Source organism: Brevibacillus borstelensis (assembly GCF_003710865.1).
Lineage (GTDB): Bacteria > Bacillota > Bacilli > Brevibacillales > Brevibacillaceae > Brevibacillus > Brevibacillus borstelensis.
Genome location: NZ_RHHO01000012.1, coordinates 76,833 through 102,572 on the forward strand (window position 1 = coordinate 76,833; position 25,740 = coordinate 102,572).

The 25,740-nt window shown below is 51.2% G+C and carries 19 protein-coding genes; 2 read left to right on the forward strand and 17 right to left on the reverse strand.

The window, feature by feature from the left end; translation table 11 throughout:
- Window positions 1-120 precede the first annotated feature (120 nt).
- From EDM54_RS06675 to speE, 6 genes are all read right to left on the reverse strand, one after another.
- Window positions 121-1,566, reverse strand: coding sequence for a sigma-54 interaction domain-containing protein (locus EDM54_RS06675; RefSeq protein WP_122957959.1), 1,446 nt, complete (start codon window positions 1,564-1,566; stop codon window positions 121-123).
- 65 nt (window positions 1,567-1,631) lie between these two features.
- The gene (locus EDM54_RS06680; protein ID WP_003388477.1) at window positions 1,632-2,024 is read right to left on the reverse strand and encodes a hypothetical protein; all 393 of its coding nucleotides are present in this window, start codon (window positions 2,022-2,024) and stop codon (window positions 1,632-1,634) included.
- A 105-nt stretch (window positions 2,025-2,129) separates the two neighbouring features.
- Window positions 2,130-2,546: a YwiB family protein gene (locus EDM54_RS06685; protein WP_024983738.1), complete on the reverse strand. Its 417-nt coding sequence runs from the start codon at window positions 2,544-2,546 to the stop codon at window positions 2,130-2,132.
- A gap of 45 nt (window positions 2,547-2,591) precedes the next feature.
- Complete coding sequence (locus EDM54_RS06690; protein ID WP_003388479.1) at window positions 2,592-3,842, reverse strand: MFS transporter; 1,251 nt, start codon at window positions 3,840-3,842, stop codon at window positions 2,592-2,594.
- A 530-nt stretch (window positions 3,843-4,372) separates the two neighbouring features.
- On the reverse strand, window positions 4,373-5,245 hold the full coding sequence (speB, locus tag EDM54_RS06700; protein WP_003388480.1) for an agmatinase: 873 nt from the start codon (window positions 5,243-5,245) through the stop codon (window positions 4,373-4,375).
- 18 nt (window positions 5,246-5,263) lie between these two features.
- Window positions 5,264-6,097, reverse strand: coding sequence for a polyamine aminopropyltransferase (gene speE, locus EDM54_RS06705; RefSeq protein WP_003388481.1), 834 nt, complete (start codon window positions 6,095-6,097; stop codon window positions 5,264-5,266).
- Window positions 6,098-6,400: 303 nt separating this feature from the next.
- Here speE and EDM54_RS06710 point away from each other — a divergent pair, with 303 nt between their 5' ends.
- On the forward strand, window positions 6,401-8,452 hold the full coding sequence (locus tag EDM54_RS06710) for a transglycosylase domain-containing protein (RefSeq protein ID WP_003388482.1): 2,052 nt from the start codon (window positions 6,401-6,403) through the stop codon (window positions 8,450-8,452).
- A gap of 76 nt (window positions 8,453-8,528) precedes the next feature.
- Here EDM54_RS06710 and EDM54_RS06715 read toward each other — a convergent pair whose 3' ends face one another.
- Together EDM54_RS06715 and EDM54_RS06720 are read right to left on the reverse strand one after the other, a co-directional pair.
- Window positions 8,529-8,807, reverse strand: coding sequence for a hypothetical protein (locus EDM54_RS06715; protein WP_003388483.1), 279 nt, complete (start codon window positions 8,805-8,807; stop codon window positions 8,529-8,531).
- A 248-nt stretch (window positions 8,808-9,055) separates the two neighbouring features.
- A complete protein-coding gene (locus EDM54_RS06720) occupies window positions 9,056-9,553 on the reverse strand; it encodes a YwhD family protein (protein WP_003388484.1) in 498 nt (165 codons plus the stop codon).
- Between the two features lie 182 nt (window positions 9,554-9,735).
- On the opposite strand from EDM54_RS06720, the gene EDM54_RS06725 reads away from it, so the two are divergent.
- On the forward strand, window positions 9,736-10,035 hold the full coding sequence (locus tag EDM54_RS06725) for a hypothetical protein (RefSeq protein ID WP_003388486.1): 300 nt from the start codon (window positions 9,736-9,738) through the stop codon (window positions 10,033-10,035).
- A gap of 217 nt (window positions 10,036-10,252) precedes the next feature.
- Here EDM54_RS06725 and EDM54_RS06730 read toward each other — a convergent pair whose 3' ends face one another.
- The 9 genes from EDM54_RS06730 to EDM54_RS06770 form a co-directional block, all read right to left on the reverse strand.
- Window positions 10,253-10,567 carry a hypothetical protein gene (locus EDM54_RS06730; RefSeq protein WP_039071036.1) on the reverse strand — a complete coding sequence of 105 codons (315 nt, stop codon included), beginning with the start codon at window positions 10,565-10,567 and terminating at the stop codon, window positions 10,253-10,255.
- Between the two features lie 33 nt (window positions 10,568-10,600).
- Window positions 10,601-13,261 (reverse strand): lipase/acyltransferase domain-containing protein, encoded by a 2,661-nt coding sequence (locus tag EDM54_RS06735; protein WP_122957961.1) that lies wholly within the window; start codon window positions 13,259-13,261, stop codon window positions 10,601-10,603.
- A gap of 69 nt (window positions 13,262-13,330) precedes the next feature.
- Window positions 13,331-17,347, reverse strand: a complete 4,017-nt coding sequence (locus EDM54_RS06740; RefSeq protein WP_141334148.1) for an ABC transporter permease — start codon at window positions 17,345-17,347, stop codon at window positions 13,331-13,333.
- A gap of 4 nt (window positions 17,348-17,351) precedes the next feature.
- A complete protein-coding gene (locus tag EDM54_RS06745; RefSeq protein ID WP_031932694.1) occupies window positions 17,352-18,245 on the reverse strand; it encodes an S-layer homology domain-containing protein in 894 nt (297 codons plus the stop codon).
- Window positions 18,246-18,321: 76 nt separating this feature from the next.
- Window positions 18,322-18,720, reverse strand: a complete 399-nt coding sequence (locus tag EDM54_RS06750; RefSeq protein WP_003388494.1) for a thioredoxin family protein — start codon at window positions 18,718-18,720, stop codon at window positions 18,322-18,324.
- Window positions 18,721-18,957: 237 nt separating this feature from the next.
- Window positions 18,958-19,482 (reverse strand): YwgA family protein, encoded by a 525-nt coding sequence (locus EDM54_RS06755; RefSeq protein ID WP_003388495.1) that lies wholly within the window; start codon window positions 19,480-19,482, stop codon window positions 18,958-18,960.
- Window positions 19,475-20,770 (reverse strand): HD domain-containing protein, encoded by a 1,296-nt coding sequence (locus EDM54_RS06760; RefSeq protein WP_003388496.1) that lies wholly within the window; start codon window positions 20,768-20,770, stop codon window positions 19,475-19,477. The genes EDM54_RS06755 and EDM54_RS06760 overlap by 8 nt, the downstream gene beginning before the upstream one ends.
- A gap of 584 nt (window positions 20,771-21,354) precedes the next feature.
- Complete coding sequence (locus EDM54_RS06765) at window positions 21,355-24,468, reverse strand: efflux RND transporter permease subunit (protein WP_122957963.1); 3,114 nt, start codon at window positions 24,466-24,468, stop codon at window positions 21,355-21,357.
- Complete coding sequence (locus EDM54_RS06770) at window positions 24,465-25,697, reverse strand: efflux RND transporter periplasmic adaptor subunit (RefSeq protein ID WP_003388498.1); 1,233 nt, start codon at window positions 25,695-25,697, stop codon at window positions 24,465-24,467. The genes EDM54_RS06765 and EDM54_RS06770 overlap by 4 nt, the downstream gene beginning before the upstream one ends.
- Window positions 25,698-25,740 lie beyond the last annotated feature (43 nt).

A 25,740-nucleotide genomic window follows, 5' to 3' on the forward strand; every position in this document is an offset into this window, starting at 1 on the left:
TGCTGGCAATGCAATGAGTCTTTTCTTTTTGTTCTCCCAAGAGCCTGGACGGGTCTGCCCTCGTCTTTTCAGTCAATCTTGATGATCTCAACTGCCGAAAATTCGGCACTGGGACGATTGCTATCGATTCGCCCCGGATCGTTGCGACAGTTTGTACTGCAGCGTTTGGCGCGGAATCCCGAGCAATTTTGCTGCCCTCAGAATGTTCCCCTCCGTCTCTCGCATCGCCTGCTCGATCATCTGCTCTTCCACATCGCGGAGCACCTCCGGCAGGGAAAGCTGGCCGGTTTTCGGGACTAAACCCATACCCCGGGAGCTTTTTTCTGCGGGGAATAGAGCGATCCCGGACATCCTGTCGAGCAGATGGAGCGGCAAGTGCTCCGCTTCGATCAGATCGCCCTCCACCATGTTCATCGCCGCTTCGATCACATGCTCCAGCTCGCGTACATTCCCGGGCCAGTCATATCTGGAAAACAGCGCGGATACTTCATCGCTTATCCCCTGCACCCGCATCTGGAATTTCTGATTGTACTTTTCGAGAAAATGACGTACCAGAAGGAAAACGTCCTCTCTGCGGTCACGGAGCGGCGGCAGCTCAAATGAAACGACATTGATCCGGTAGTACAGGTCTGTCCGCATCGCTCCCTTGCTGACCAGCGCCAGTGGCGGCTCATTGACGGCGGCAATTACCCTCACATCCACCCGGGTCGAATGGCTGCTGCCGATCCTGCGTATTTCCCCGTCCTGCAGTACGCGCAACAGCTTCGCCTGCAAATCGAGCGGCATGCTGTTCAGCTCATCGAGAAACAAAGTTCCTCCATCTGCCAGCTCGAACAATCCGGGCCTGTCATCTGCTCCGGTAAAGCTGCCTTTCACAGTCCCAAAAAGAAGACTCTCCAGCAGGGTAGCCGGGAGCGCCGCACAGTTTTGGGCAATAAACGGCTGGCTGCTTCGCGCAGATGCCTGATGAATCGACTGGACAAACAGTTCCTTGCCTGTCCCTGTCTCGCCATAGATCAACACAGGAGACGAGGTTCTCGCTGCCCGCCTTGCCCGATCGATCAGCTGCATCATCCGATCATTGTCGGTCAAAATATCGGCAAAGTGAAAGGAGAGTCCGTCTCCGACGGCTTTCTGCCCCCGCTTTGCCTTTTTCGGCTTGCTGATTTTTGCCTGGAGATCCAGCAGCTTTTCCGAAAGCTCCTTGAGCTTCCCGATATCCTTGGCTACCTCCACCGCACCCACGAGCCGTTTGCCGACCCGGACCGGGAGCGTCGTATTGATCGTCTCCACTCTCACGCCCCGCCAGTTGGTGTACGCCTGAGGCTTGTTGAAAATCGGCTCGCCGTTTGCAATCACTGTCAGCAGTGTGCTGGAGTGCCGATCAAGCGACGGGAAAACCTCAAGCAGCGGCTTGCCCAATACCTCTTCTGGTGTAAGCCCGTCCAGCTTTGCGGCGACGTGGTTGTAAAAAATCGAGATGCCATTGGCATCGACGACGTGAATTCCTTCATCAATAGCTCCCAAAATGGCCTGCAGCATTTCCACCGTTTCCGACATTGGCATCCGCCCGCATACCTCCTTTTACACAAGCTGCCAAAAAATCATCACTATGCCGAATATTCAGCACTTTATCGTTGGCGTTCAATCTGAGCCGCGACGACAATCGTATAGAGAACATGCCCGACGATCCAGATGAGAAACGCGACAAATGACATCGGTGTGCCGCTAAGCAGACTGAAGGGCAGGTAGGCCACCGTAAAAGCTAGTGCCCAATACAGCAGAAATCGAACTGTTGCACGGCGATCGCGGGGGTAGAAATACGCCATGAAAAACACGACGACCACGCTGATCAGCAGGTGAATCAATAATTCGATGACGGATGGAAGCCCGGCCATTCCCGGCACATAGCTGACATCGATCAAGACGGCAAACGTGGATGTTCCAAACAGCCCATCGCACAAAGCCAGAAATGCTGCAAGAATCAGACCGGCGATCAAGCCGTTGACCAAGACAAAGGTCATTTTCTGTTCCCTCCTCTGCCGCAAGCTACCCCTATTGTACAGGAAGAAAGACCGCTCATGAAAGGGCGGTCTTCGTCATCAGCACGTGTCCGTCCGGTTTCTTGTTCATTGCCAGCTTATCTGCAGGGAAATTTCGTGGTCTCCCGCATATTGCTCGTTCAACCAGAGCTGGTAAGAGATTTGGATCACGGACGGTCGTTCATTTTCATCATTTCTTTTCATCTTGTACACATTGATTTCCATAGAGAAAATCCCGTGGGGACTGTGGTACGTCGTGCGGTCCGTTTCTCCCTTTTGAAACCGTTGCTTCGTCTGTATTGCCCCCTGCCGCAGGAGGGAGATGCTCTGCTGCGAAAATTTCCAGACGGTGTTGACCTCTCCGGCGCCCTCCATCTGTTCTTTATAGGTAAGATACCAGTCGCTTCCTTTTTGCGTGCAGCGACCAAGGTATTGATGGGTATCTTCTTGCCATTCATCGTACATTTTATGCCTGGATGTCAATTCAACTTGTACTTCTTGCATGTGCAGACGGTCCTCGCTTTCCGGACAGCTATTTCCTCGTCCATTCTACGCCCCGCGCTCTTTTGTTGCAACCATCGATTCCTCCTGCGGCAGTCTGAGCAGGTAGGGCATGGATACGCCAACTCCAACCGCTGCCAGCAGCAATAGCCCAGCCAGCACGAGATAGCCGACGCCCGCTCCCGTACTGTCGACCATAAAGGTGAACAGCCCGATCAGGAGCAGACGCATCGCCATCCCGGCAGAGTTGAAAAAGCTCATCACTCTGCCCATCACCTGTTTCGGCACTACGTTCATATAAAGCGTCTGGCGGACCAGCCGCACCGAAGCATTGCACCAGCCGAAAAATACGGAAGCAGCTACAAACCCCCACCCCTGCGCGATTGCTACCATCGCTATCGTCGCTATCGCAAACAGCAGCGTGTTGCCCACCATGGCAGACAGCTGACCCGTTTTTTTGACGATGACGGAGACGAGGAAGCCTGCTCCTACAGCGCCTATCGCATACGTGACTTCACCCATCGAGAAAATATCCACTTCCGCCCTCAAGGACTGATTGACGTAGACAGGAGCCAGCAGGTTGCTGGCCATGACCGCTATGAACGGCATCATGGCAGAGAGTCCGAAGATGAGAAAGCCGCGCTTGGAGCGGATGTACTCCCAGCTTTGATACAGCTGGCCGGTCCAGGAGACGCTGCTGTTCTTTTTCGCCTCTGCTTCCAGAGTAAAAGTATAGGACATCGTCGACATCAGCAGGTAGGCGATCAAATATGTAAGTGCATTGATTAAAAGGACGATGTGAAGGCCGAACAGGTTTAGCAAAAACCCCGCAAAGGCGCCAGCCAGTACGGTCGCAGTCTGTCCTTCTACCTCCAGCAGGCTGTTGATGTCGTTGTAGTGCCTGGGGGAAAAGCTTTCCTGCACCAATGCGGCCTGTGCGGGATAGTGAATTTGATACATCAGGGTGGTCACCAGATAGACGGTGATCAGCATCCATTCCGCATAGGAACCGTAAAATCCCCAGATGGCGAGAATTCCCAGGACGGTAAAGCCGATGGCATGCTCTGCCAGCATCATCCTCTTTCGGGACAACCGGTCGATCAACGTGCCGATATACGGTCCGATAAAGAACATCAGCACAGCGGAAGTGAACATGGTCGTTCCTAACAGCTCGGCTGAGCCGGTGGACTCGACCAGGTACCAGGCGATACCGATCATGGTCATTCCTTGGCCGAATCCGGAAAACAGATTGGAGAAAAACAGCTTTTTGAATTCGCGGTTGCTGAATACCTCTTTCATGGCTGACAGCCCCTTTTTTCTTCGATCCTCTTTTTATCATAATAGCTAGAATATTCTATTTTGTAAATAAAAATGTTTATTATGTGAGCTGGTCTTGCTGAAAAGCTTCTTTATTCCGGCTTTGGGGGAGGAGATGAAAGAGGAGAAAAACGCTACAGGTTCGGTGGGACACCTGCTGGGGGTTTGACTGGCCGACTCCATTCCAAAAGTGGAACCGCGTCCAAAAGCAGCTCTTTCAGGGAGCGTCTCAGAGTTGGACGCTAAAGGCGTGTTCCACTTTTGGAACGAAGTCTTGGTTGGTGTCCCAAAGACCTTCGCGTTTTTCTCCTCTTTCATCTCTACAGCTGCCTTCGTTTATACGGACTATTTTTCGCAAACTCAAAGAAGAAAGGCTCTGAGCGCTTTTACGTTTTTATAATCAAATTGATAATTGAAAACGCCTCCGGCAAAAAACCGAAGGCGTCTCTGGATAACATCATGGATGGACCACATCCATATGTTGTAGCTTTGTTGTGATTCGCAGCAAAACTTTATTTTACGAAGCCCAAAATCAATTCGCGCAGGATTTTGGACGCGACGATTTGGGTCATTTCGCTGTGGTCGTAGACCGGTGCTACTTCGACCAGGTCGCAGCCGATGACGTTGGCTCCGTTTTTGGACATAAAGTGGATGGTGTCGAGCAGCTCGCGGGACGTAATGCCGCCCGCTTCTGTCGTTCCCGTTCCTGGCGCATGGGCAGGGTCCAGCACGTCGATGTCGATGGTCAGGTAGATCGGGCGGTTGCCGATGGTCGGCAGCACTTGCTTCACCGGTTCCAGGACATCGTATTTGTACAGGTGCATGTTTTCCTTGGCCCATTCGAATTCTTCCTTCATGCCGCTGCGGATGCCGAAGGAGTAGACGTTTTTCCCGCCGATGAGATCGCACGCCTTTTTGATCGGCGTAGAGTGGGAATACGGATAGCCCTCGTAGTGATCACGCAGGTCGGTATGGGCATCGAAGTGGAAAATGACCAGATCGGACTTGTACTTTTCGTAAACGGCTTGGAACACTGGCCAGGAGACCAGATGCTCGCCGCCGAGCCCGATCGGCATTTTGCCGTCTGCCAGCACTTTGCGGACAAACTCGCGAATCGCGTCGAGGCTTCCCTCGACATTGCCGAATGGCAGCGGAATATCGCCCGCATCAAAGTATTTTACGTCTTCCAGCAGCCTGTCCAGGTACGGGCTGTACTCTTCAAGGCCGATGGAGACCTCGCGAATGCGGCCTGGGCCAAAACGGGAGCCCGGACGGAAGCTCACTGTCCAGTCCATCGGCATGCCGTAGATGACTGCCTGGCTTTCCTCGTAGTTGGCGTGGCTGCGGATAAACACGTTGCCCGAGTATGCTTCGTCAAAACGCATGAATTCAGCCCTCCGTCCTTAGTCGCGAGTCAGCTCAGCCACGAAGTTAGGCAGCTTGAAAACAGCGTGGTGAATCTCCGCATTGTAGTATTTGGTGCCCAGATCCTTGATCTTGCTTGCGTCCACTTCCAGCGGATCATGCTGTTTGGAGCCGATCGTAAAGCTCCACAGACCGGATGGATAGGTCGGGATGCTGCACGTATACAGACGGGTCACAGGGAAAATGGAGCTGATATCTTTAAATACGCGCTTGATCAGGTCACGGTTGAACCATGGGGATTCTGTCTGAGCCACCATGATGCCGTCCGGTTTCAACGCGTCGTAAATGCCTTGATAAAAGCCTTTTTCAAACAAGCCTACTGCAGGGCCAACCGGTTCGGTCGAGTCGACCATGATGACGTCATATTCACCCTTGTGGTCGTGGATGTGCTTGATGCCGTCAATCACTTGCACGTCGACGCGCGGATTTCCGCTCAGTTCGCTTGCGATCTGCGGGAAGTACTTTTTGCTTGATTCAATAACACCGCCGTCGATTTCAGCCAACACGGCTTTTTCCACGGAAGGATGCTTGACGATTTCACGGATAGCTCCGCCGTCTCCTCCGCCTACGACCAGAACCTTCTTCGGGTTCGGGTGAGTATTGAGGGCCACGTGAGAGATCATCTCATGATAGACGAACTCATCCACGTCAGTAGTCATGACCATGCCGTCGAGCACCAGCATACGTCCGAATTGCTTGGTGTTAATAATGTCCAGCTGTTGAAAATCCGTTTTTTCGCTGTATAAGGTCTCGGTAATTTTTGTTGTAATACCGTGATTTTCCGTTTGTTTTTCGGTGTACCACAGTTCCATGTTCATGATTATGTACCCTCCTTTTAATAACCGCATTGGTTGAAAAAAGCGACCAAAGCCGGGCCAGAGGCCGTTCTTGCCGTAATGGTCTACGACAGAAGCGAATGTTTCATAATTCGTATCTGCCAAGAAAATTATAGTAGCTGGCCCCCAAAATGCAAGATTTTTTTCAAAAACAATCATCCCCGGCAGGAAGCCAAGTTTATCCAGGTCCGTTTTTTCCCATACTAGATAGGAAAAACGATTCGTTTGTTTAGTATGCCCCGAAGAGCAAAATATTTTGGGAGGAAAGGACGAGATGTCATGGAAGTGATGCGGGAAGCTCCGCTGATCCGATACCTTCGCTTGGCAAAGAAATTCGTAAAATTTCTCATACTCAGCCTATTGTGCTGTTCGTTTGCTGCCCTGATGCTCATTCTGTACCTCCGCTCGCAGCCGCTGCCTGAGGTGTTCATCAATCAGACCACCACGATTTATGCGGAAAACGGCGAAGTCCTCGATACGCTGCATCGCGGGCAGAACCGGATCGTCGTACCGCTCAAGGAGATGGCGCCCTCGCTCGTCCAAGCGACAGTAGCCATCGAGGACCGCTCTTTTCACGATCATTACGGAATCGACTGGAAACGGTTGGCGCGCGCTGCCTATGTGGATGTCATCCATATGGAAAAGGTGCAGGGAGCAAGCACCATTACCCAGCAGCTGGCGCGAAATCTGTACCTGACGCTGGACAAGACCTGGGAGCGAAAAATCAAGGAAGCGCTCCTCGCCATCCAGCTTGAGCTCAATTACAGCAAGGACGAGATTCTGGAAATGTACATGAACCAGATTTACTACGGCCATTCGGCTTACGGCGCCCAGGCGGCAGCCCAGACGTATTTTGGCAAAAACGCCAAGGACCTGACATTGGCCGAAAGCTCCATGCTGGCCGGAATTCCGAAAGGTCCATCCTACTACTCCCCTTATGTAGATTTTGAAAAGGCCAAATCCCGCCAAAAGTTGATTCTGCAAGCGATGCAGCGCTCTGGATACATTACGGCGGAGCAGGCAGAGAAAGCCTTTGCCGAACCGATCAAGCTGAAGGACCGGGCTCAGGAAAAAGCGGTTGAACAAGCCCCCTATTTTCTTGACTACCTGGCAAGTCTGGTCAAAAACAGATACGGGATTGATGAGGAAACCTTTATTCACGGGGGCTTGAAGATTTACACGACACTTGATCCGGCGATGCAAAAGAAAGCCGAGGAAATCATCGCCGCCACCTTGCCCAAGGACAACCCGGACTTGCAGGTCGCCCTGGTAGCCATGGACCCCAAAACCGGACACGTCAAAGCGATGGTCGGCGGGAGAGATTATCAAAAAAGCCAGTACAACCGGGTTCTTGGAAAACGTCAGCCAGGCTCTTCCTTCAAACCGATTCTGTATCTGGCTGCCCTGCAAAACGGGTATACGCCGCTGACGATGATGAAAAGCGAGCCGACCGTCTTTACGTACGACAAGGTCAAGCAGTATATCCCGCGCAACTTCGGAGAGCGCTACGCTCACGACTTTATCAGCATGAGGGAAGCGATCAAAACCTCTGACAATATTTACGCTGTCAAGACGATCGACCATTTGACGCCGCAAAAGGTGGTCGAGCAAGCGAAAAGCCTCGGAATATCCAGTCCGCTTCAAGCGGTTCCTTCCCTGGCACTGGGCACGTCACTGGTTTCGCCTTTTGAGCTGAATGCAGCATACGCTGCGTTTGCCAACAAGGGCGAGTATGTAAAGCCGATCGCGATCACGCGCATTGAGGACAGCCAAGGGAACATTCTCGTGGAAGAAAAAACGGAAAGAACCCGGGTCGCTGATCCTGTCGCATCCGCGCTGCTCACCAACATGATGCAAAGCGTGTTTGAACGGGGCGGCACCGGTTACCGCGTCGCCAACATACTCAACCGCCCGGTGGCGGGCAAGACCGGCTCGACCGATTATGACGCGTGGTTGAGCGGCTTTACCCCTCAGCTCGTCAGCACGGTCTGGGTAGGCTATGACCAAAATCGCAAGGTAGATGACGTAAAGGAAGGCTATCTTTCCAAAAAGATCTGGGCCGAATTCATGGAAAAAGCACTGCAGGATCAACCGCCTGCCTTGTTTGAAATGCCCGCTGGGGTCGTTTCGGTCTATATTGATTCCAAATCGGGGAAACTGGCCACGGAACACTGTCCCGACCCACAGCTTTATTACTTTGCCAAAGGGACGGAGCCGCAGGAGTTCTGTACAGATCACCTTCCGCCAAACGAATCCCCGACTCCGCTCTCGCCTCCCGATTCGCCTTCCTTCTGGCAGCGAATGGGCAGTTGGTGGAGCCCGTCACAGTGATAGGGGAAGCTGCCGGTTTTTCAAAAAAAAGGGCCACACCTCATGCAGAACATCTGCAAGGGTTTGGCCCTTTTTGCTACTGTAACGTTGGCCGGGCAGCTTCGCCCTCTCCGGCCGTCTGTTCGCCGCCACCGACCACGCCATTTCCGTCCGTAAACAGGTGGTCGTTGTAAATGGTGATCATTCCGGCTTTTTCTAATTGATCCAGCACCTCAAACAGACTCTCCCGTTTACCGGCTGGCAATCGACCGATAAAGGTATTGATCTGCTGCGGAGAAACATGCGAGCGAAAATGGACGCCGCCATGTCGTACAAAGTGATCGTGTTCACCTTGTGTTCGGGTATGATCGGTCAACCGAAACGCCCCCTTGCTTCGACAATTTGGCCGTGCACAGTTAGTTTGTTTCGTATCCCTCGGGCGGATGCCCTGAAAATATTGTGTGAGCGCCTTCAAAAAAAGACAAACAGGGAAAGAGTGACGGCTCTCTCCCTGTTTGCTAACCTAGTGTAAATGTATACAGCTATGGAATTAAGTTTACCTGACTTCAATATTACTAACAATTGATTTCCTCATTTGTTCACATACCGTTCAAGATTTCCAACTCAGGCCAATCCTTCCTTTAACTCTGCGGAAGAATTGTTCCACATTTCTTCATTGTGCTCGATCAGCATCTTTTTCAATGCTGCTTTTTCTTTTTCGTTCAATTCAGAGACCATGATCCGCCGCTTCATGGAGTAGTCCATCCGATTGACGTGGTCCGCCAAAATCTTGTAGCCACGGCGCGCTTCCCGATCAATTTCCATATAGCATGCCGTTACGCCTGCATAATACGGACCTGCTTCATTGCGGTCTACCGTTACCCATACGACCCAGTAAGGCTTTCCGTTCGGAACCTCTTCCTTGTTCGTCGTCCATTTGATGCCTTTTTCAACGGAGCTTTTGGCATGAAGCGCTCCCATATCAATATAGGCTTCGTCCCCGTCGATAATCACAGACGATACGGCAGACAAGTCAAGGACGCCCTGACCATAACCGCCATGCACGTCAGTTTTGCCGCTGACGATCGTAAATCCGCCCTTTTTGCTATCAAAAATATCCATGCGTAACACCTCTTTGCTCACAGACTCTTGAGGATATTCTACCCCGAAACCACGCTGCACGCAATTTGTCCGCTTGCCCTGCTTTGACGGGCAGCACATTGCCACAGAACATTTACGTTCATACATCGGGCTCAGGAGGGGCACATTATGCTTATGCAACTGCATTGAAGGAGAATTACGCGATGACCGAAATGAACAATACGCAATCCCATGATCATCCAAGAGAACGCGATATCGAATTGAATAGACAACGCCAGCTGCAGGAGCCTTATCCTGCCGCAGCCAGAGCGGTAGACCAAATCGTTGCGGAAAAACGCGCTGAATCCCCACCTGGAGCCGGGCTCTCGAATGCTCCGGAAGAATTGGCGGGAATGGGCGACGGACTGGAAACGGATATCCCCTCCAATTACCAGGCCAGCTTTGGCCGATTGCCGAAGAGTCAATCCAGTTTCTCTGTAAAAAGAGACCCCGGGAGATTGTAGATTCAGCTTTGGAAAAGTCTCAAAATGAAACAGTCAGAAAGCGGAAGAGTACGAAAGCAGATTCGTACGAAAGTGGAACAGTACGAAAGTGGAACAGTACGAAAGCAAATCAGTACACGAAATCAATTCAGTACGAAAACAGTGGGCCGCCGTTTTACAGTAGGCGGCCATGCTACTTTTTAACAGGATCAATTGATCCCTTCCTGGATAATTCCTTTTACCCGCCTGTTTCTTTTTGGTTTTGGAAGGCTTTGACTGCTTTCTGGATTTGCCAAATAAGCAGTTGTACATTCCACGCGGTGTTGATGGCCAGAACAAGACTAAATTCCCAATCCAAAACAATCCACCCTTCCTTTGGACGGGCAAGCTCGTAGAACAAGAATGAAAGAGGCAAAGCTACGAAAATATTGATTAACGCTCTTGTTTTGAAAATGATCGTCGAAAAACCGCATATGGTTAATACTAATAACGGAATTCCGGTTGACCAGCCATAAATGATCGGACCTAAGACAAGGATAAAAAAGTAATCCAAATTTGCCCTCTCCTCCATTTTTAACGATTACTTTTATGTTTCACGCTTTAAAGCGTCTTCCTCATTTTTATCATCTTCTTCGTATTCCGCTTCCTCATTCACTTCTTCATCGTCAGAATTTTCATTCCCCTTTGATGAGTATGTGTCTATTAAAAAGGGAGAGACTTCCATGCCATTGCGCAATTGCAAACGGTCTTCGAACACCAACGGTTCCAAATCCAACACATGGATGACAACGATATTTCCGTGATACTCTACCTGAAGATTCTCCCAGTGTTCCTTTTTATCTGCTAAGATCGTCATTGTTTGTCCCGACTTTGTAAATGTAATCTCAGGAAACTCGCCATCCTCCCGCGAGATAATATAGTACAGATAATCCGGCTTCTGCGGTTTCTTTCTAAGGCCTGCCTGTATTTTTTCTACGCCTTTCAACAATTGGACAACTTGTTCAATTACCAGCGGGTCCTTGGGCAAAGCTGCATGGGCTGCCACTGCGTAAAACTTTTTAGCAATATCGCTTTGACCGTATTCGGCGCTTATATAGGGCACTGTTCCATCTCCTTCTCCACTATCATAAAAGGGCTTTAGAATATTTCTGCTTGTATTGTATTCGTAGCCAAGCAAAGTTTTTTGTCCGGTTCCAATAATGGAGTATTGCTGGACCCTCAATGTCCTCTTGTCCCATTTATTGTGTAGTGCCTCGGCCTGACGAACCAATGGGGTATAAGCAATCTTGACACGGCTGTCAGTCACCATGTCTTCATAGGTAAAGCTGTAAATCGGGTCTCTTTTTAAAACGATCGCCTTGTCAAAGTAAGTCGGTGATGGCAGCAGCTCGTAGACAGCGGGGGCATATTCTGCAATCACCTTCCCTGTTTCTTCGTGTAAAAAAGGCACTCCGAAGTTATACCCGAATTGGATGGCCTGATAAGCTCGAGGTGAGCCTAAAAAGGGGGTGCCCATATAAATGATTCGTTTTACCTTCGGCTGATAGGAAGCGTTTGATAGCAAGGTTTCTCTTGCCAACAGACCACCCATGCTATGGGCAACCAATTGAACCTGGCTTGCGCCTGACGCCTTTAGGGCCTCATCGATTTTTTCCTTCAGATATTTGGCATTGTCCTTGTTGCTGTAACGCCAATCATAGGGCATCGCAAACATGGTAATGTTTTTTCTGTATCCTTCTGATTCCAGACGTTTAACCATGCTGGCGTACTGCTCCGTCTCTTCCTTCACTTTATCAACTGGAAAGTAAGACAAATATTCAATCGCACGAAATCCCCCGTCTTCTTTCTCCGGGTAAACGGTAAATCCTTTGTTGAGGGACTCTACCTCGACACTGTTTTTCGCCACTGGCTTCAAGGGAAGATACATGCGATGGCGTGGATCGCGAATTCCAAAAACGATGTTATCCAGTGAAAGCCATGCTTCTAAGGTCAGCCTTTTTTCCTTTGCTTCCAGCCTTGATCCGCCAATCCCCGGAATCAAAATGACGGGGATCGTATTGCTGGTCACCTTCAAATGGTAGGAGTGATTCTTGAAGCCGGAGGTGCGGCTGGCAGCAACTTTCAGGTAGTATGTGCCGGGGTCTGCGTTAAACAAAATCTCCTCGTCCTTATTCTTCGGCCTGTCCGAAAACGCGATCTGCTTGTTGTCGCTGTCGAACAGGTACAGGTCCAAATCCATGCCCTCGGGAATATCCCAAAGCTTCGCTTCAATTGTTGAAGCCAGGTCTAAAGTAAGCTTGTAATAGTCAACATCACTTCGGTCATGGAGATTTGCAATGATTTCGCCATTATCAAGGGGATGTGCGTCTTTTATCGTGTTATTCGGCTCATACTCGTCCGGCTTGCCTTCCTCGCCAGTGTAAAAATCGCCCCGCAACAAGTAATAGCTCGAACGGTCAAACGTTCCATTATTCCCCATTATTTGAACATAGTACAATCGGTTTTTCTCAACTGCAATCTCCTCGACCTTTTGATCGGCCTGCCCTGGTTTGGTGGATCTCCCAATTTCCCTTTTCTCATCATCGAATACAAACAAGTGATAGTTCGCATTGGATGGCACCTGAGTCAATGAAAATGTTAGCGTCCCGTCTTTGGCAGGCTTGATCTTCCACGTATCAATATCGTCGCCAGTCGAAATTCTCCCGTGGGCATTTTTCCCCGCAAACATCCAGTCCGCTTTGGCAAACGTATCGTTCCGTTCCACCTCAAAGGTAGCTGGCACCCTGCGCAACGCGGATTCACTCGGTTTTTTCTTTCCTGCAAATCGGCGTTGGAAATCTTCATCCGCCTCCTCCAACTCTGCCTGTTCCAGCAGCTCCTCTCCGTCCGCATTTTCCCCGTCTAGGTTCGGCGGCGCTTCAGGCATATCAGCGGTCTCATCTACATCTGTCTCGTCTCTTACATCTGTCTCGTCTCTTACATCTGTCTCATTGCTTACATCCGTATCTCCCGGTACATCAGGTATTTGGGGCACCTCAGAGCCATCCTGATCCGGCTCCGATTCAACGCCATCCCCTGCTGTCTCCTGCGGCGGATGGTCCGCCTCGGCTTCTGCGACAGTCCCAGTGTCTTCATTCCAGCCAACGGGTTGACCCATCCTTTCTTTGGCTATACCGGCTGGAACAATACTGGAAAGCAAAAAGACCACCATGACCAATATGCTCGCGATCCTGATTCGCTTATTCACATAAAACCCCCCTAGCTTGTTCTTCTTCCACCGTAGGAAAAGACAGATAGGGGGTGCAAATATATTTGCCTATCGAGTTGTGTGATTGCGGATTCCCTGACGCTCCCAAGCATTTGCTGTCACGGCAAATGGCACACGATAATCGGTCAGTTCATGACCTTGGCCATTCTGTTTGTTCGGAAACGCGAATCCCTTTACGACACCAAAGCGGAACTGCACTGAGAAATGAACAGCGTAAGTGGAATCCTTTTTAAACCCTTTTTGCTTGTCTCCCATCAAGGGAGTATCGACCCCCATTTCCCGCACTCCCAATTTGGGAACGGCATAAGACGGCCCCTGCCACCAAATCGGTGTTGTCTTTTTCAGCGAAAGGGTCGATTGGAGCGTCGTGTTCCGGAGCCCCGTTTCGGAGATCCAGGATTGCGCCGCTGCAATGTCGGGATAGAGTGCGCTGACTGGGTGGCGATGGCGAGGTTCCAGCACGACATGGGTCAAAATTCGTTCGCCAGCGTAAAAGTCATCCGGCTTATTCACCGGATAGCGGTCCCGCGCGGTGTACTCCTGCCACTCGCTTGTATGGCGGAGTACCCCTTTGGCATTTGGCTCAAATACCCCAAATTGACGCTCACTGCCTTTTACCGTTATGGTGTAGCGCCCCGACATGCTTTGATGCACGGTATTGGACTGGCAGGTCTCCTCTCCTTCTTCTCCGTCCTCCCCTGCGCTTTTGGCACAACGGTCGTACGAGAGGGCAAATTGCACACTGTAGTCCATCGTGATGACAAATCCGTTGATTTCGGCTTTGTATTTCATCGGGTTCAGAACCTGTCTCCAAGTCGTTTCTGTCGGCACAGTCGTACCGGTGTACAAGTAATCGCCGCCCATTGAGGAGCTGCTCACCTTCCATTCCTGAGGCGTCCCTGGACCCGATACTTTCAGATCGAGCTGCGTCGGGCTATACACCGCCAGGCTCTTTGCATCAGCAATGTACCCAGGGCTGACTGTTACACTTGCATTCTTGATTCCTTCCCCGCTGGCTGATTGCAGCAGCTGCGACTTGTATGTCTCGATATTCTGATTGATTTCCCGTTTTACTTGATCAAAGCCTTGATTAATCCTGGTTTGGTCAATGACGACGCGAATCTTCGCCGGCTCTCTCTCCCAGACCCCATCCACATTGACCTGCAGTCTCTGCAGTTGGCGGCCATCACTGTCATAGATGTCGAGTCCAATTTCACCGCCATCGAAGTCTCCTCCTCCAACCGGCGGATTCGGTATCTCCGGTTCTTTCGGCTCGTTTCCCCCGCCTTCATCACCTGTTACCTTTACGGGCCAAACTGCGCGGTTATCCGGCCAAATGGTCTCGTTATCAGGTTTGTCTTTATCCGGGTTGATATGGGCGATAAAATCCTCCGATTTTTTCGGATATTTGGTTGGAACGGTAATCTTCCGCACCTCTCCGGGTTTAAACTTGGCCACGTCCAGCATTGTTGCTTTGTCTGAGCTTTCCCAGCGGACGGCCAGCTTGGTATCGTGTTCCTGCTTGCCGTCATTCTTCACATCAAAGGTTATCGTCGCATCTGATCCGGCTGCTTGCGGATCAGCAGGGGTTATCTTGAAGCTGCTTTTTACGATGAGCAGGTTTTCTCCCTCGGGTTTTGGCGGCCCTTCCCCGATCTGTACAAAGAAAAAGCCATCACAATCCGCTGCTGTGCGATCCTCTGCATAAAATTCAACCTTGTACAATCCGGAAAGAGGAAAATAACCATCTGTGGCCGGGTCCATCGGAAAGATGATTTTTTGCTGGTATCTTGCATTCGTTGAATCGGAAAGCCATTTCCCATCGCGTTTTCGCTCCCAGGAACGTTTGTCTGGATCGAAATAATAGGTAACAAAGTCTATCTTTTCATCAGCAAAGAGTGTAAAGGAATGCCAGGGATCGGTCCATTGCTCCGGACTCATTTCCAGCGTCTCGCCGCGTTTAACCGGCTTGCTCCAAACAACGTCATCATCGCCGTATTTGCCGCCCGCTATCTTTGCTGTAAGAATGTAGCATCTTCTATCAGACAGAATCGGGAAGGTCATTTCTACGACACAATCTCTGTCACTTATGAAGACTAGTGTTACATCATCCCCGGCGTCAATCGTTTTCGGTAAGATCAACCGGAACCTTTCATTTGCTGCAAGCTTGCCAGACAGCGGTTTGTTCCTGTCCCCCTCTTTTATAAACCAAGAACCAGCGACATCGGCAGAAATATCCGTATGGGTATCGTACCCGTCCCCTGTAGCGGTCAGATTGGAGAAATAGAGATACTTCAAACCATTGTAGAGATTCTCTCCTGCCGGTGGATAATAGCTCGGAGGCTCACCATAAGCTTTAAATCCTATGCGTTTTTGTTCGTCGATCGTACAACTTGTATCCTTTACTTTGATTGTAATCGTCCACTCACATTCTGGGCGCTTTTCAAAGTCTGTTCGCTTTAGTTCCAAGGACAGCTTGTACGTTTTCCCGCGTTCCAGGGGAATGTCATAGCTTCTATCCGGACCTCGGTAAGGCAAGGAAACATGATCGGAGACATACGGACGCACGCGGCCATTGTCTCCCTCATCCAACGGGATTACCCTTTCTCGGCCATCAGGCATCGTAACATTCCACGTAGTATGAAACGGTTGCGTTTCACCGCCGCTATCTTTGTATGAAGCTACAAATTTCAGACTTTCTCCGGGCATAACTTCAATGACTCCACCCCTTGGAATGGCGTCTCCATTCACTTTGACGATGGGACAGCTATCGTACTTGTCGTTTGGAGAACCAGCATAAAACTGCTTGTCCCAGCATAGCGTACCGTCGTCGCTTACGTATTTCACTGTAAAGGAGCCTGATGAGGGAACGTACATGATCCCCACCTTCCTGTTGTTCCCGGAGCCTATTTGCATCGGGGTGCCGTTGTAGGAAAAGGTGCCGGGCTTTGATGCGGTGAAGACGACCCTTGCATCTCTTTCAATGCGTTCCGTATCTCCTCCGCTCGGTACACCCTGCCGTTCCGTATCGTTTTTCTCTCCTTCGATTCGTATTTCCATGGTCGTTTTTTTGCAACCGGTTGGTGGTGGATCGGGGTCTTTGCCCCCGCCATTGTCCTCACCGGGAGGCGGTGGTACCTCGCCAACAACAAAAGGTGCTGCATAAGCAACACCTTGTCCGTCTACCGCGGGAGCATTTTTTGTATTTCTTGCATGGGTATCTGTGAATAGGATTCGTGCTTCATAGTTTCCAGCTTTAGTGGGTACCCATGTTTTCTGTGGAAAGTTTACAGATTGGCCGCTGCCGTTTCCTTCCCCACTAATCGGATACTCTGTAATCGCCTCAGAGAATGCCTTTTCGGTCTGCCCTGTATCTAGATTGTAGATGTAATAGTTTAAGACTTTTAATCCGCGATTGTAGATACTGTAGTCTTTTCCTTGGGCAGTTATCGTAACAGTTTGTCCGACTTCATATTTTGTCTTGTCGGTTTTGATACTTCCATCGGGGCGCTGGGTTGTGGTGAAGCTGGTTACCCCGACGTAGACTCCTTTCTCATGGCTCTGGGCTGCACGGTAACTATAAGGATTTCCCCTTCCACCGGACATTTCTGCTACTTTAGAAAGGAGGTATCCAGTATACTCTCGTCCTCCCCCTTCAGTAATACTTCCACCATAAAGTCCATTGTTGCTAGTCATGAAGGAGGGATTGCCGTTAAAGAGTCTCGCCCAGTCTCGCGCTTCGTCTAAATCGACAATTGGATATCCGTTATCTACTTTCGTCGATGCTTTTGAATAGTTGGCTACCTTACCCGTTCCATTTGTAGCTCCAGAATATCGTACGTCGGCTATAGTGAGGGACATATACTCCCTAAGGCCGAAACCGTTAACAAAGCTTTCATCGCTATCCCTAATCGCATAATGCTCATCTATCCACCCAGGAATTCTACCGTAAGTGTTTGGCGTAAACGTGTTGGCACCTACCGTAGGAGTGAAAAGAAAAGTGTTAAATGCACATACAATAACACAAAGTGTTGTTAGTACCCTACTCAGGAATGTTTTATGCAATTTATCACCTACTATTTTCCCGCTCGAGAGTACGAAAATCTCGATAAAGGTAACTAGCTAATGACTTTGCTTCTCCCTGAAACTTAACTGTCAGCCTGATATATTCTACCTCACTAGCACTGAATGAGATATTCCCGGAATATATCGAAGAAACCTTTCCATCCTTAAATTGTACGTAAAGTCGAATATCATACCCCTTGCCCGATGGCACAGTTCCACGTAATATTCCCCCAGAAACCTTTAAGGAGTTATGAAATCTTGTAGCGATCTTCTCTCCTTCTTGAATACTCAAAAAGTCTGTATGCAGCACATAAAGAGCTGCTGCCTGTTCACCCCTACTTAGAGTTCCAAGAGCATCATACCGTGTGGTAGAAACTCCATTTGGAAATGCCCCCAATTTGCCAGAAATCCAGTGAGAATCTACCGCATCAGTAATATAGTACTGGGGATTCCGCTGGTACCCTTTACGCAAACTCTTCCAGGCATTGACCATCAATCTGCTAGCTTCCTCTCGATTCATAACTTTATTTGGATTGATCTCAACACCATCAAGAATTCCATCACGCTTTGCACGTTCATAGTAAACTTTCGCCCAATGATTTTCAGGTAATTCTTGTACAGGCTCACCCGAAGTCAACCCCTTAACATTTACCAGACCTGCAACCAAATCCGCCTGAGTAATTGGTTTGTCAGGCTGAAAACTCCCATCCGGAAAAAGCCACATCAATTTATTTTTCACAACATAATCAATCGCATCGCGATGTGGATGATTCTGATAATCACTTAGCTTGGCCGGTACTTGGGCTGCATTGGTTACCGGCACAAGAGCGGATAATCCTGCACCAATTGTCAGGACCAAAACAATTACGCTTGAAAAAAGTTTATAGAATCGCTTCAAGACACATCCTCCTTTTTCGCCATCTTCCCACACCTTTCTACCTTCCAATTATGGTATAAGTTACCTGTATAAGCAATCAAGAAGAATATGCGTCCATCTGCTTCTGAATAAACCGGTCAAGCACTTCCCCGGAAACATCCCCCTCCAGCTTATCCACTACCTTCCCATCCTTCACAATAAACACCGTAGGCGTAACCTCCGCACCCAGCTTTTCCGCCTCATCCAGCTCTTTTGGATTATGGATGTCGAGCCTTTCTACCCGCCAGCCAGAAGAAATATCCTGCACAGCTTCATCGAATTTAGGGGCGAATGTGGTGCAATATCCGCAACTGTCGCTGTACACGTACACGACCCTCCCTTGCTCCGCTCCCATCGTGACAGACATGAGAGCTGCGGCGAACATGCACCCGAGCACAAAGGTTATCCCCCAAATCCAGCGCCAGTTCTTTCCTCGCTGCTTGTATCCTGTCTTCATGAGGGTTCCCTCCCGAACAAGCTTTATAGTGTGTGTTGCTAACACTGTAATGGCGATATGCGTTTGTCAAAGAACGGTGAGTCCATTATGCCGTTTTCTCCTGGGACAAAAAAAAGCCGGTCATCTGACCGGCTGGTTGGCGAAAGGTACCGCAGCAGGCGCTAAAAACCCCGCTGCGCAAAACGTATTCATCATGGAAACAAGAAAGATGATTGCATTTTTTCCAACACAAAAAAACTATATCAACGGGGTATGACCAGCTTTCGTCAGCTCGCGGAGCTCTTCGATAAAAGCCAACCCCTTTTGAATCTCCTCTTCGGTATAGCGCTGTTTGCTCTTAAAGGTAAAAATCTTCGCTTTCATTTCTTCATAGGGAAGATGATTGAAGTAAAGGATGGTCGAGACCAGCTCAAGAAAACGGGAGTTCTCCTCGTTCATCCGCCGGATTGCTTGCTCGCCCAGTCCGAAATCGACTTCGTGAAAACGCAAAAAATCACGCCCGGTGTCATTCAGCGTATACCGGTACATGTGAATGGCCCCTTTGGTCTCCACCTGCTCGTCCAGAAGTCCCATGTTGCACAGCTCGTCCACGCGCAAGGTCAGCTCCTCCGAGTAAGGACCGTACATATGAAACTCGAACCGCTCATCGAAGTCCATATCCAGATGTTTCGCTATGTACACCATCTTTTGCAGCTTTTTGCGACCGCTCACTTCGCCCACGGTCTCGATTAAACGTATGATTTTGGCGTGACGCCTAAGCATCCTCCATCACTCCCAGACGATCTCGTATCTTTCCGGAGAGCTCCTCCGGCAATGCCATAACCTTGTCCATAGGAAAATACAGCTTGTAGTCAAACCGGCGTTTGCCGCTGATCGCCTGCACGATCTCCGACTTCTCCGACAGCTCGGTCAGCTCGCCTGAAGGCATTACCAGCATGATCGGAATCCGCTCTTCATCTTCGCCAGCACGGTAAAAATCATACGGAAGATCGGAGGTCGTGTCCACTTCCAAATAATAGGCCGGATCAATATCCGCAGACTGGAACAGCTCTTTCAAGTCTGCCAGCAAGCGGAAATCTCTTGGGTTATATTCGACGTATTTAAAGAGATTCCTGTCGAGAAAACGGGCGCATAAATCTTTCAGAACGGCATCATTTTCATTGCGCCAGAGCTGCATGTAAAAGAGAATGACCGACTCATCGAGGGACAAATAATCGGCAAGCTCTACTTGTTCGTTTAGAAACGGCAGCAGGAGAGTCGGCTCCTGACGGAAGGGAAAGCCTTGCAGAAACAGCTCTTTCGCACGCTGAAAAATCTTGCGCAGAACCACTTCCGCACTGCGCGTCACCGGATGAAAATAAACCTGCCAGTACATCTGATAGCGGGACATGATGTAGTCTTCGACGGCGTGCATGCCGCTGTACTTAAAGACAATTCCGTCTTCGCCCGGACGCATGACGCGAAGAATCCGCTCGATCTCGAAATTGCCGTAATTCACGCCCGTGTAATACGCGTCGCGCAGCAAATAATCCATCCGGTCAGCGTCGATCTGGCTGGAAATCAGACTGACGATCAGCTTGTTGTCGTAAGTCTTGGCGATAACCTCAGCCACCCGTTTCGGAAAATCTTCACCCATGCGCTTCAGTATCCGGTTGATCTGGGTATCACCCTGCAGGATCGCCCTTGTCCAATCCTCATGATGATAGCGGAATACTTTTTCAAACGAATGGGAAAACGGCCCGTGCCCCACGTCGTGAAGCAGAGCAGCACAGAGACAAAGCAGCTTTTCTTCATAGGAAAGATGAATTCTCCCCTCGAACGTCTCCAGGATGCGGCGCATGATCTCATAGACGCCAAGCGAATGATTGAAGCGGCTGTGCTCACCGCCATGAAAGGTAAAAAAGCTCGTACCAAGCTGCCGGATGCGACGCAGACGCTGGAATTCCGCCGAATTGATCAAATCCCAGATCAGCTTGTCCCGTACATGTACATAGCTGTGCACCGGGTCTTTAAACACTTTTTCTTCGTCTAAAAGCTGGGGCTGTTTCAATCTGGTCACTCTCCCTTCCGGCTCGAAAAAATTCCTGGTTAAGTGGGCCGCGTTCAAAAAGTCCGGGAAAACCAGGCCGTTTCAGTTCAAGGCACGGCAGACCCCAGCAGCGGAGCACAGGTGCGGCTGTGTATGCTGAGCCTGTATGTGCGGAGCGCAGGTGAAGCTGTATATGCAGATGCTATGTATACGCGGATGGGTGGACAACAGCTTTTTCGGACCTGCGCCTCTCCCACATACGTCGCGGCATTACATGACAGTAGTCGGACCACATCATAAATTCGCAGCTTGCTTTTCCCGGACTTTTTGAACATCCTCTATCGGGATTATATCATATGCCTTGGGATGAAAATAACAGGCTTTGCCATTGCTATTTTCCCTTCGACATCCAGCGAGCTATGTACTTGTGTGCCTTCATTCGGGGAGGCTCGCGTTTGAAAGAGAAACGGACTTCTGTCCCTTAGGAGCAGAAGCCCGCCGCAAAGTGATAAAAGCATCTTTGCTGTATTCGGTACTTGTTTGTTTTCGGTACTAGTGTATTCGGTGCCTGTTTGTATTCGATGCTTTTACGTATCGAAACTTCGTTACCCTTCCAGCTCCGCCTCCGGCCCGTACAGATCAGGCCGCTTGGCTGCCAGTTTGGCTTTCCGCCTGGCCTTCCGCTCCGCGAGCACTGTGTAGAAAGACGGAACGACGATCAGCGTCAGCAGCGTGGAAAAGATCAATCCGAAGATGATGGTGACCGCCAGCGGACGGAACAGTACGTCCCCAAACAGCGCGAGCGGCGTCAGGCCCGCCACAGCCGTAAGCGAGGTCAGCAAAATCGGACGCAGACGCGCCTCTCCGGCCTGGATCACGGCCTGCTTCAGTTCCGCGCCTGCATGCCGCGCTTCTTCGATAAACTCGATCAGCACAATGCCGTTTCGCACCACGATCCCCGATAGCGAGATCGCCCCCATCATCGTCATGAAGCCGAGCGGCGTCTGCGTGACGAACAGCCCGATCAAGCTTCCGGCAAAGGCCAGGTACACCGTACTGAGAACCAGCACGGGAATGCTGAGCGAATAAAACTGCATCGCAATCAAAATCAGGATGAGGAAAAGGACGATGACCGACAGTTTCCCCATGTCGATAAAGATATCCGTCTGCTCCGAAGTCTCGCCGCCGATTTCCCAGCGATACCCCTCAGGGAATGAAATGGATTCGAGCAGCGGCTTGATTTCAGCCATGACCTCTGTCGCCGTACGGCCTCGCAGGTCGCTCGTAATCGTCACGGCACGCGAGAGATTCCGGTGCGGGATTTTTTGCGTGCTGAAAGTGGGCTTGACCTCTGCTAGCTGGGACAGCGGAATTTGCTCGCCTGCCGCATTGGTTACGGTCAGTCGCTGGAATAGGACGGTCGGATCGGCCGCTCCCTTTTGCATAAACAGCTTGATGTCAAGCAAATCCGCCCCCGTATCGAACTGACTGACGGTGATGCCTTCGCTGGCGAGGCGGAGCGTCTGCGACAGATCGTTGTAATTGACCAGCTTTTCCTTCATCAGCTCCCGGTTCACCACAAACTCCAGGGTGTACCGCTCGATTCCGAAATCGTCCTGAATGTCGTACGTGCCTTCCAGCTTGGCGATCCGGTCCTTGATATCCCCTGCTAACGAACGTAGCGTAGGAATGTCTTCCCCATATACCCGGATCACAACAGGCTTGCCGACCGGGGGACCTGCTTCCAGCTGCTTCGGCAAAATGCTCGCTTCCGGATAGAGCTTTTTAAACTCCTCGCGCCAAGGCTCCAGCATATCCTCAATCTTTACCTTTGACTTGTCAAAGCGGACGACCAGTTGCCCAAGCGTGATGCCCTCGCCGATTTCGGTATCGCCGCTGAACATTTTGGGGGCGCTGCCGCCCGCGTAAGCGGCGACCGACTCGATCCCCGGCTGCTTTTGGATCCAGTCCGACACTCCCCGTACGACCCGGTCCGTCTCCTCCACACTGGTCCCGACCGGCAGACGGACGTTGACGAGAAATTGCGGCCGCTCGTCGTTGGGGAAAAGCTGGATCGGTGTCAGCGGGATCAATCCGTAGGCGCTGGTGCCGATCAAAACGCCGACCATGCCCGCGAGCACGGGCCGTTTTAAAATCCGCGGCATCAGCTTGCCCGCGTACCAGTTCGTCAATTGGAAAATTTGCTTGCCGAGCAGCCCCGGCGGCTTCCGGTACCCTTCGACTCCGCCTCTGCGGCGATGTTCGTACCACTGCCGGAATATCGGGATAATCGTCAGCGACATGAGCATCGAAGCGAGCATCGTCAAGGAAATAATCACAGGCACGGGCCGGATAAACTGTCCGACGTTTCCGCTCATGAACAACAGCGGACCGAAGGAAGCGATTGTCGCAAGCGTTGCCGTGACGATGGAGATGGACACCTCTTTTGCGCCTTTGACTGCTGCCGGGAGCGGTTTTTCGCCCAGCGTGGACAGCCTCCGCTCGATGTTGTCATTGACGACCACGGCATCATCCACGAGAATCCCCAGCACGATGATCAGCGAGACAATCGAAATCATATTCAGCGTGATGCCCATGGAAGGCAGGAACAACAACCCCGATGCAAGCGAGATCGGGATCGCCAGCGCTACCACAAAAGAAGTGATCAGGTTCAATCCCAGTGTACATACCAACAGTACAGCCAAAACGGCGATCAGCATCTCGCGTGAAAGATCCCCGAACAGCTCATCGACGCGTTCCTTTTGCGAGTAAATGGAATGCTTCTGCGCCCATGCGGGAAGCGACTTCTCCAGCGTTTTCACCATCTCGTCGACGCGCTTTTGCAGGGACGGTACGTCGCTGCCTGTCTCGGCGTTGATGCTGATCGATACAGACGGCTTGCCATTGAAGTAGGAATACGACTCGATCTGCTCTGTGGTGAGCATGGCGCTACCGACATCCTTCAGATAGATCGGGAAGCCCTGCTGTGTCCGGGAGACGATGACGTCGTTTAAAGCCTCCACATCCTGGCTTTCCGCCAGCTTGAGCTGGTATGTGCGGCTATCGGCCGTCAAATCTCCGAGTGGAATCCGTTCGTTTTCCTTTTTGACCGCCATCAGCACCTGGCCCCAGGTCAGCCCGTACTGGCTCAGCCTTTGCGTATCCACCTGAATCTGGATCTCCTCGTCCGGCAAGCCTTTGATGGTCACGTCTGCCACATTGGGAATCGTGCGGAGCTGTTCTTTCCACGACTTCAGGGTGGACCTGAGGCTGTACAGCTCTTCGCGGGTGTCAGCCGTGATCGCGAGCGTCTGGACGAAGGTGCGGTTCAGGTCGTCATTGATGATCGGCTGCTTGGCATCCTCCGGCAAATCAGCCTCGGCATCCTTTACCTTTTTGCGCAGTTCATCCCACTTTTGTTTGGGATCGACATCTCCGTCTGTCTCCACGATAATGCTCGACACGCCCAGACCGGAGACAGACGAGACGTATTTCAGGCCTTGAAGCTCGTTGATTTTTTCCTCCAGCTTCTTGGTGACCGTCTGCTCTACTTTCTCTGGCGAAGCACCCGGATAAATCGTGGTGACAGTGGCAAGATTGACAATGATGTCGGGCTGCTCCTGCTTGGGGAGCTGGAAAAAGCTAAGAGAACCGATCAGGACGACCATTGTAAAGAACAAGAGCGTGATTTTTCGTTTGCGGACGATGTATTCAATCACTGTGGTTGTCCTCCTGCCGCCTCGATCGGATCGCCGTCAAACAACTGGTCTACTCCTTTGACGACAAGTCGGTCCCCTTCCTTCAACCCGCTGGTGATCTCCAGTCTGTTGCTGTTGATCTCGCCGATCGTCACCGGGGTTTTCACCGCTTTTCCGGCGCTTTCGACAAAGACGTGGGCCTCGCCCTGCCCTCGGCTGATCACCGCTTCGACCGGCACGTACAGCCCTGCTTTTCCTTGCACCGTTTTGGTCGCCTTCACGACCTGACCGGCGAACCAGTCGTGCTTCTCGTTTTTCACTTGTACCTCGACACCGATGGTCCCCGTGCTTTGGTTGGCGGCCGGGTGAATTTTCACCACCTTGCCCTCCCGCTTTTGCCCGTAAAGCTCAAGCGTAATGGCCTCACCTTCCGTCCAGGCAAAAATCTCCCGGTCTGGAACCGGCAGCACGACCTTCAATGTATCGATCTGTCCGATCCGGTAAACGGGGCTTCCCACACCGACCAGGGAGCCCGCCGATCCGAGCTTGGCGATAATCGTGCCATCGATCGGAGCGCGCAGCTGGGTTTTGGCCAGCGTACTGGCAGCCAGCTCTTTGCCGATCACGGCCTGATGGTAGCTCGCCTGGCTCAGTGTCTTGTCCTCGGCGCGAGCGCCCTGCGTAACCAGCGACAAGGCTTGCTGGGCGTTTTGCAAATCCGTCAGGGCAACATTTACGCGATTTTGCGCAGTCTCGTACTCGCTCTGGGAGATGGCCTTTTCCCGGTACAGCGCCTCAATCCGTTTGAAGTCGTCCTCCGCCTGTTGATGGGCGATCGTCGCCTTTTCCACAACCAGGCGCGCCTGCTCGATCTCCTGCTCGCGTGCTCCCTTTGTTACCTTTTCCAGCGTGGCTCCTGTTTGCTGAACGGTGGCACTGGCGGAAGCGACCTGAAGCGAATAATCGCTGCCGTCCAGACGAGCCAGGATGTCACCCCTTTTGACAGTGTCACCTTCGTTTTTGGCAAGCTCGGTGATCCGTCCAGCTACCTCGAACGAGACGAGCGCTTCCTCCAGCGGCTGCAATGTGCCGGAAAGCTCGGTTACCTTCACCGCCTGCTCCTGTTTCACCACGGCAAGCTCTACTTGCTTTACTTCGGACACAGCTTCCGCAGCAGGCTCCTGACTGCTGCAAGCCGTCGTCGCCAATAGCCCGGCGATTGCGAGAAAAGACAGCCATTGTTTTCTCATGTGACCCTCCACTCCATTCCCCTATATGTCCGCTCATCTACGT

What these genes read in the sequence shown, in the direction of transcription:
- EDM54_RS06755 (WP_003388495.1), bottom strand. Translation starts at nt 19,482, where the DNA reads ATGCTTAGGCGTCACGCCAAAATCATACGTTTAATCGAGACCGTGGGC.
- EDM54_RS06725 (WP_003388486.1), top strand. Translation starts at nt 9,736, where the DNA reads ATGACCGAAATGAACAATACGCAATCCCATGATCATCCAAGAGAACGC.
- EDM54_RS06675 (WP_122957959.1), bottom strand. Translation starts at nt 1,566, where the DNA reads ATGCCAATGTCGGAAACGGTGGAAATGCTGCAGGCCATTTTGGGAGCT.
- EDM54_RS06710 (WP_003388482.1), top strand. Translation starts at nt 6,401, where the DNA reads ATGGAAGTGATGCGGGAAGCTCCGCTGATCCGATACCTTCGCTTGGCA.
- EDM54_RS06720 (WP_003388484.1), bottom strand. Translation starts at nt 9,553, where the DNA reads ATGGATATTTTTGATAGCAAAAAGGGCGGATTTACGATCGTCAGCGGC.
- EDM54_RS06770 (WP_003388498.1), bottom strand. Translation starts at nt 25,697, where the DNA reads ATGAGAAAACAATGGCTGTCTTTTCTCGCAATCGCCGGGCTATTGGCG.
- speB (WP_003388480.1), bottom strand. Translation starts at nt 5,245, where the DNA reads ATGCGTTTTGACGAAGCATACTCGGGCAACGTGTTTATCCGCAGCCAC.
- speE (WP_003388481.1), bottom strand. Translation starts at nt 6,097, where the DNA reads ATGGAACTGTGGTACACCGAAAAACAAACGGAAAATCACGGTATTACA.
- EDM54_RS06685 (WP_024983738.1), bottom strand. Translation starts at nt 2,546, where the DNA reads ATGCAAGAAGTACAAGTTGAATTGACATCCAGGCATAAAATGTACGAT.
- EDM54_RS06750 (WP_003388494.1), bottom strand. Translation starts at nt 18,720, where the DNA reads ATGAAGACAGGATACAAGCAGCGAGGAAAGAACTGGCGCTGGATTTGG.
- EDM54_RS06680 (WP_003388477.1), bottom strand. Translation starts at nt 2,024, where the DNA reads ATGACCTTTGTCTTGGTCAACGGCTTGATCGCCGGTCTGATTCTTGCA.
- EDM54_RS06690 (WP_003388479.1), bottom strand. Translation starts at nt 3,842, where the DNA reads ATGAAAGAGGTATTCAGCAACCGCGAATTCAAAAAGCTGTTTTTCTCC.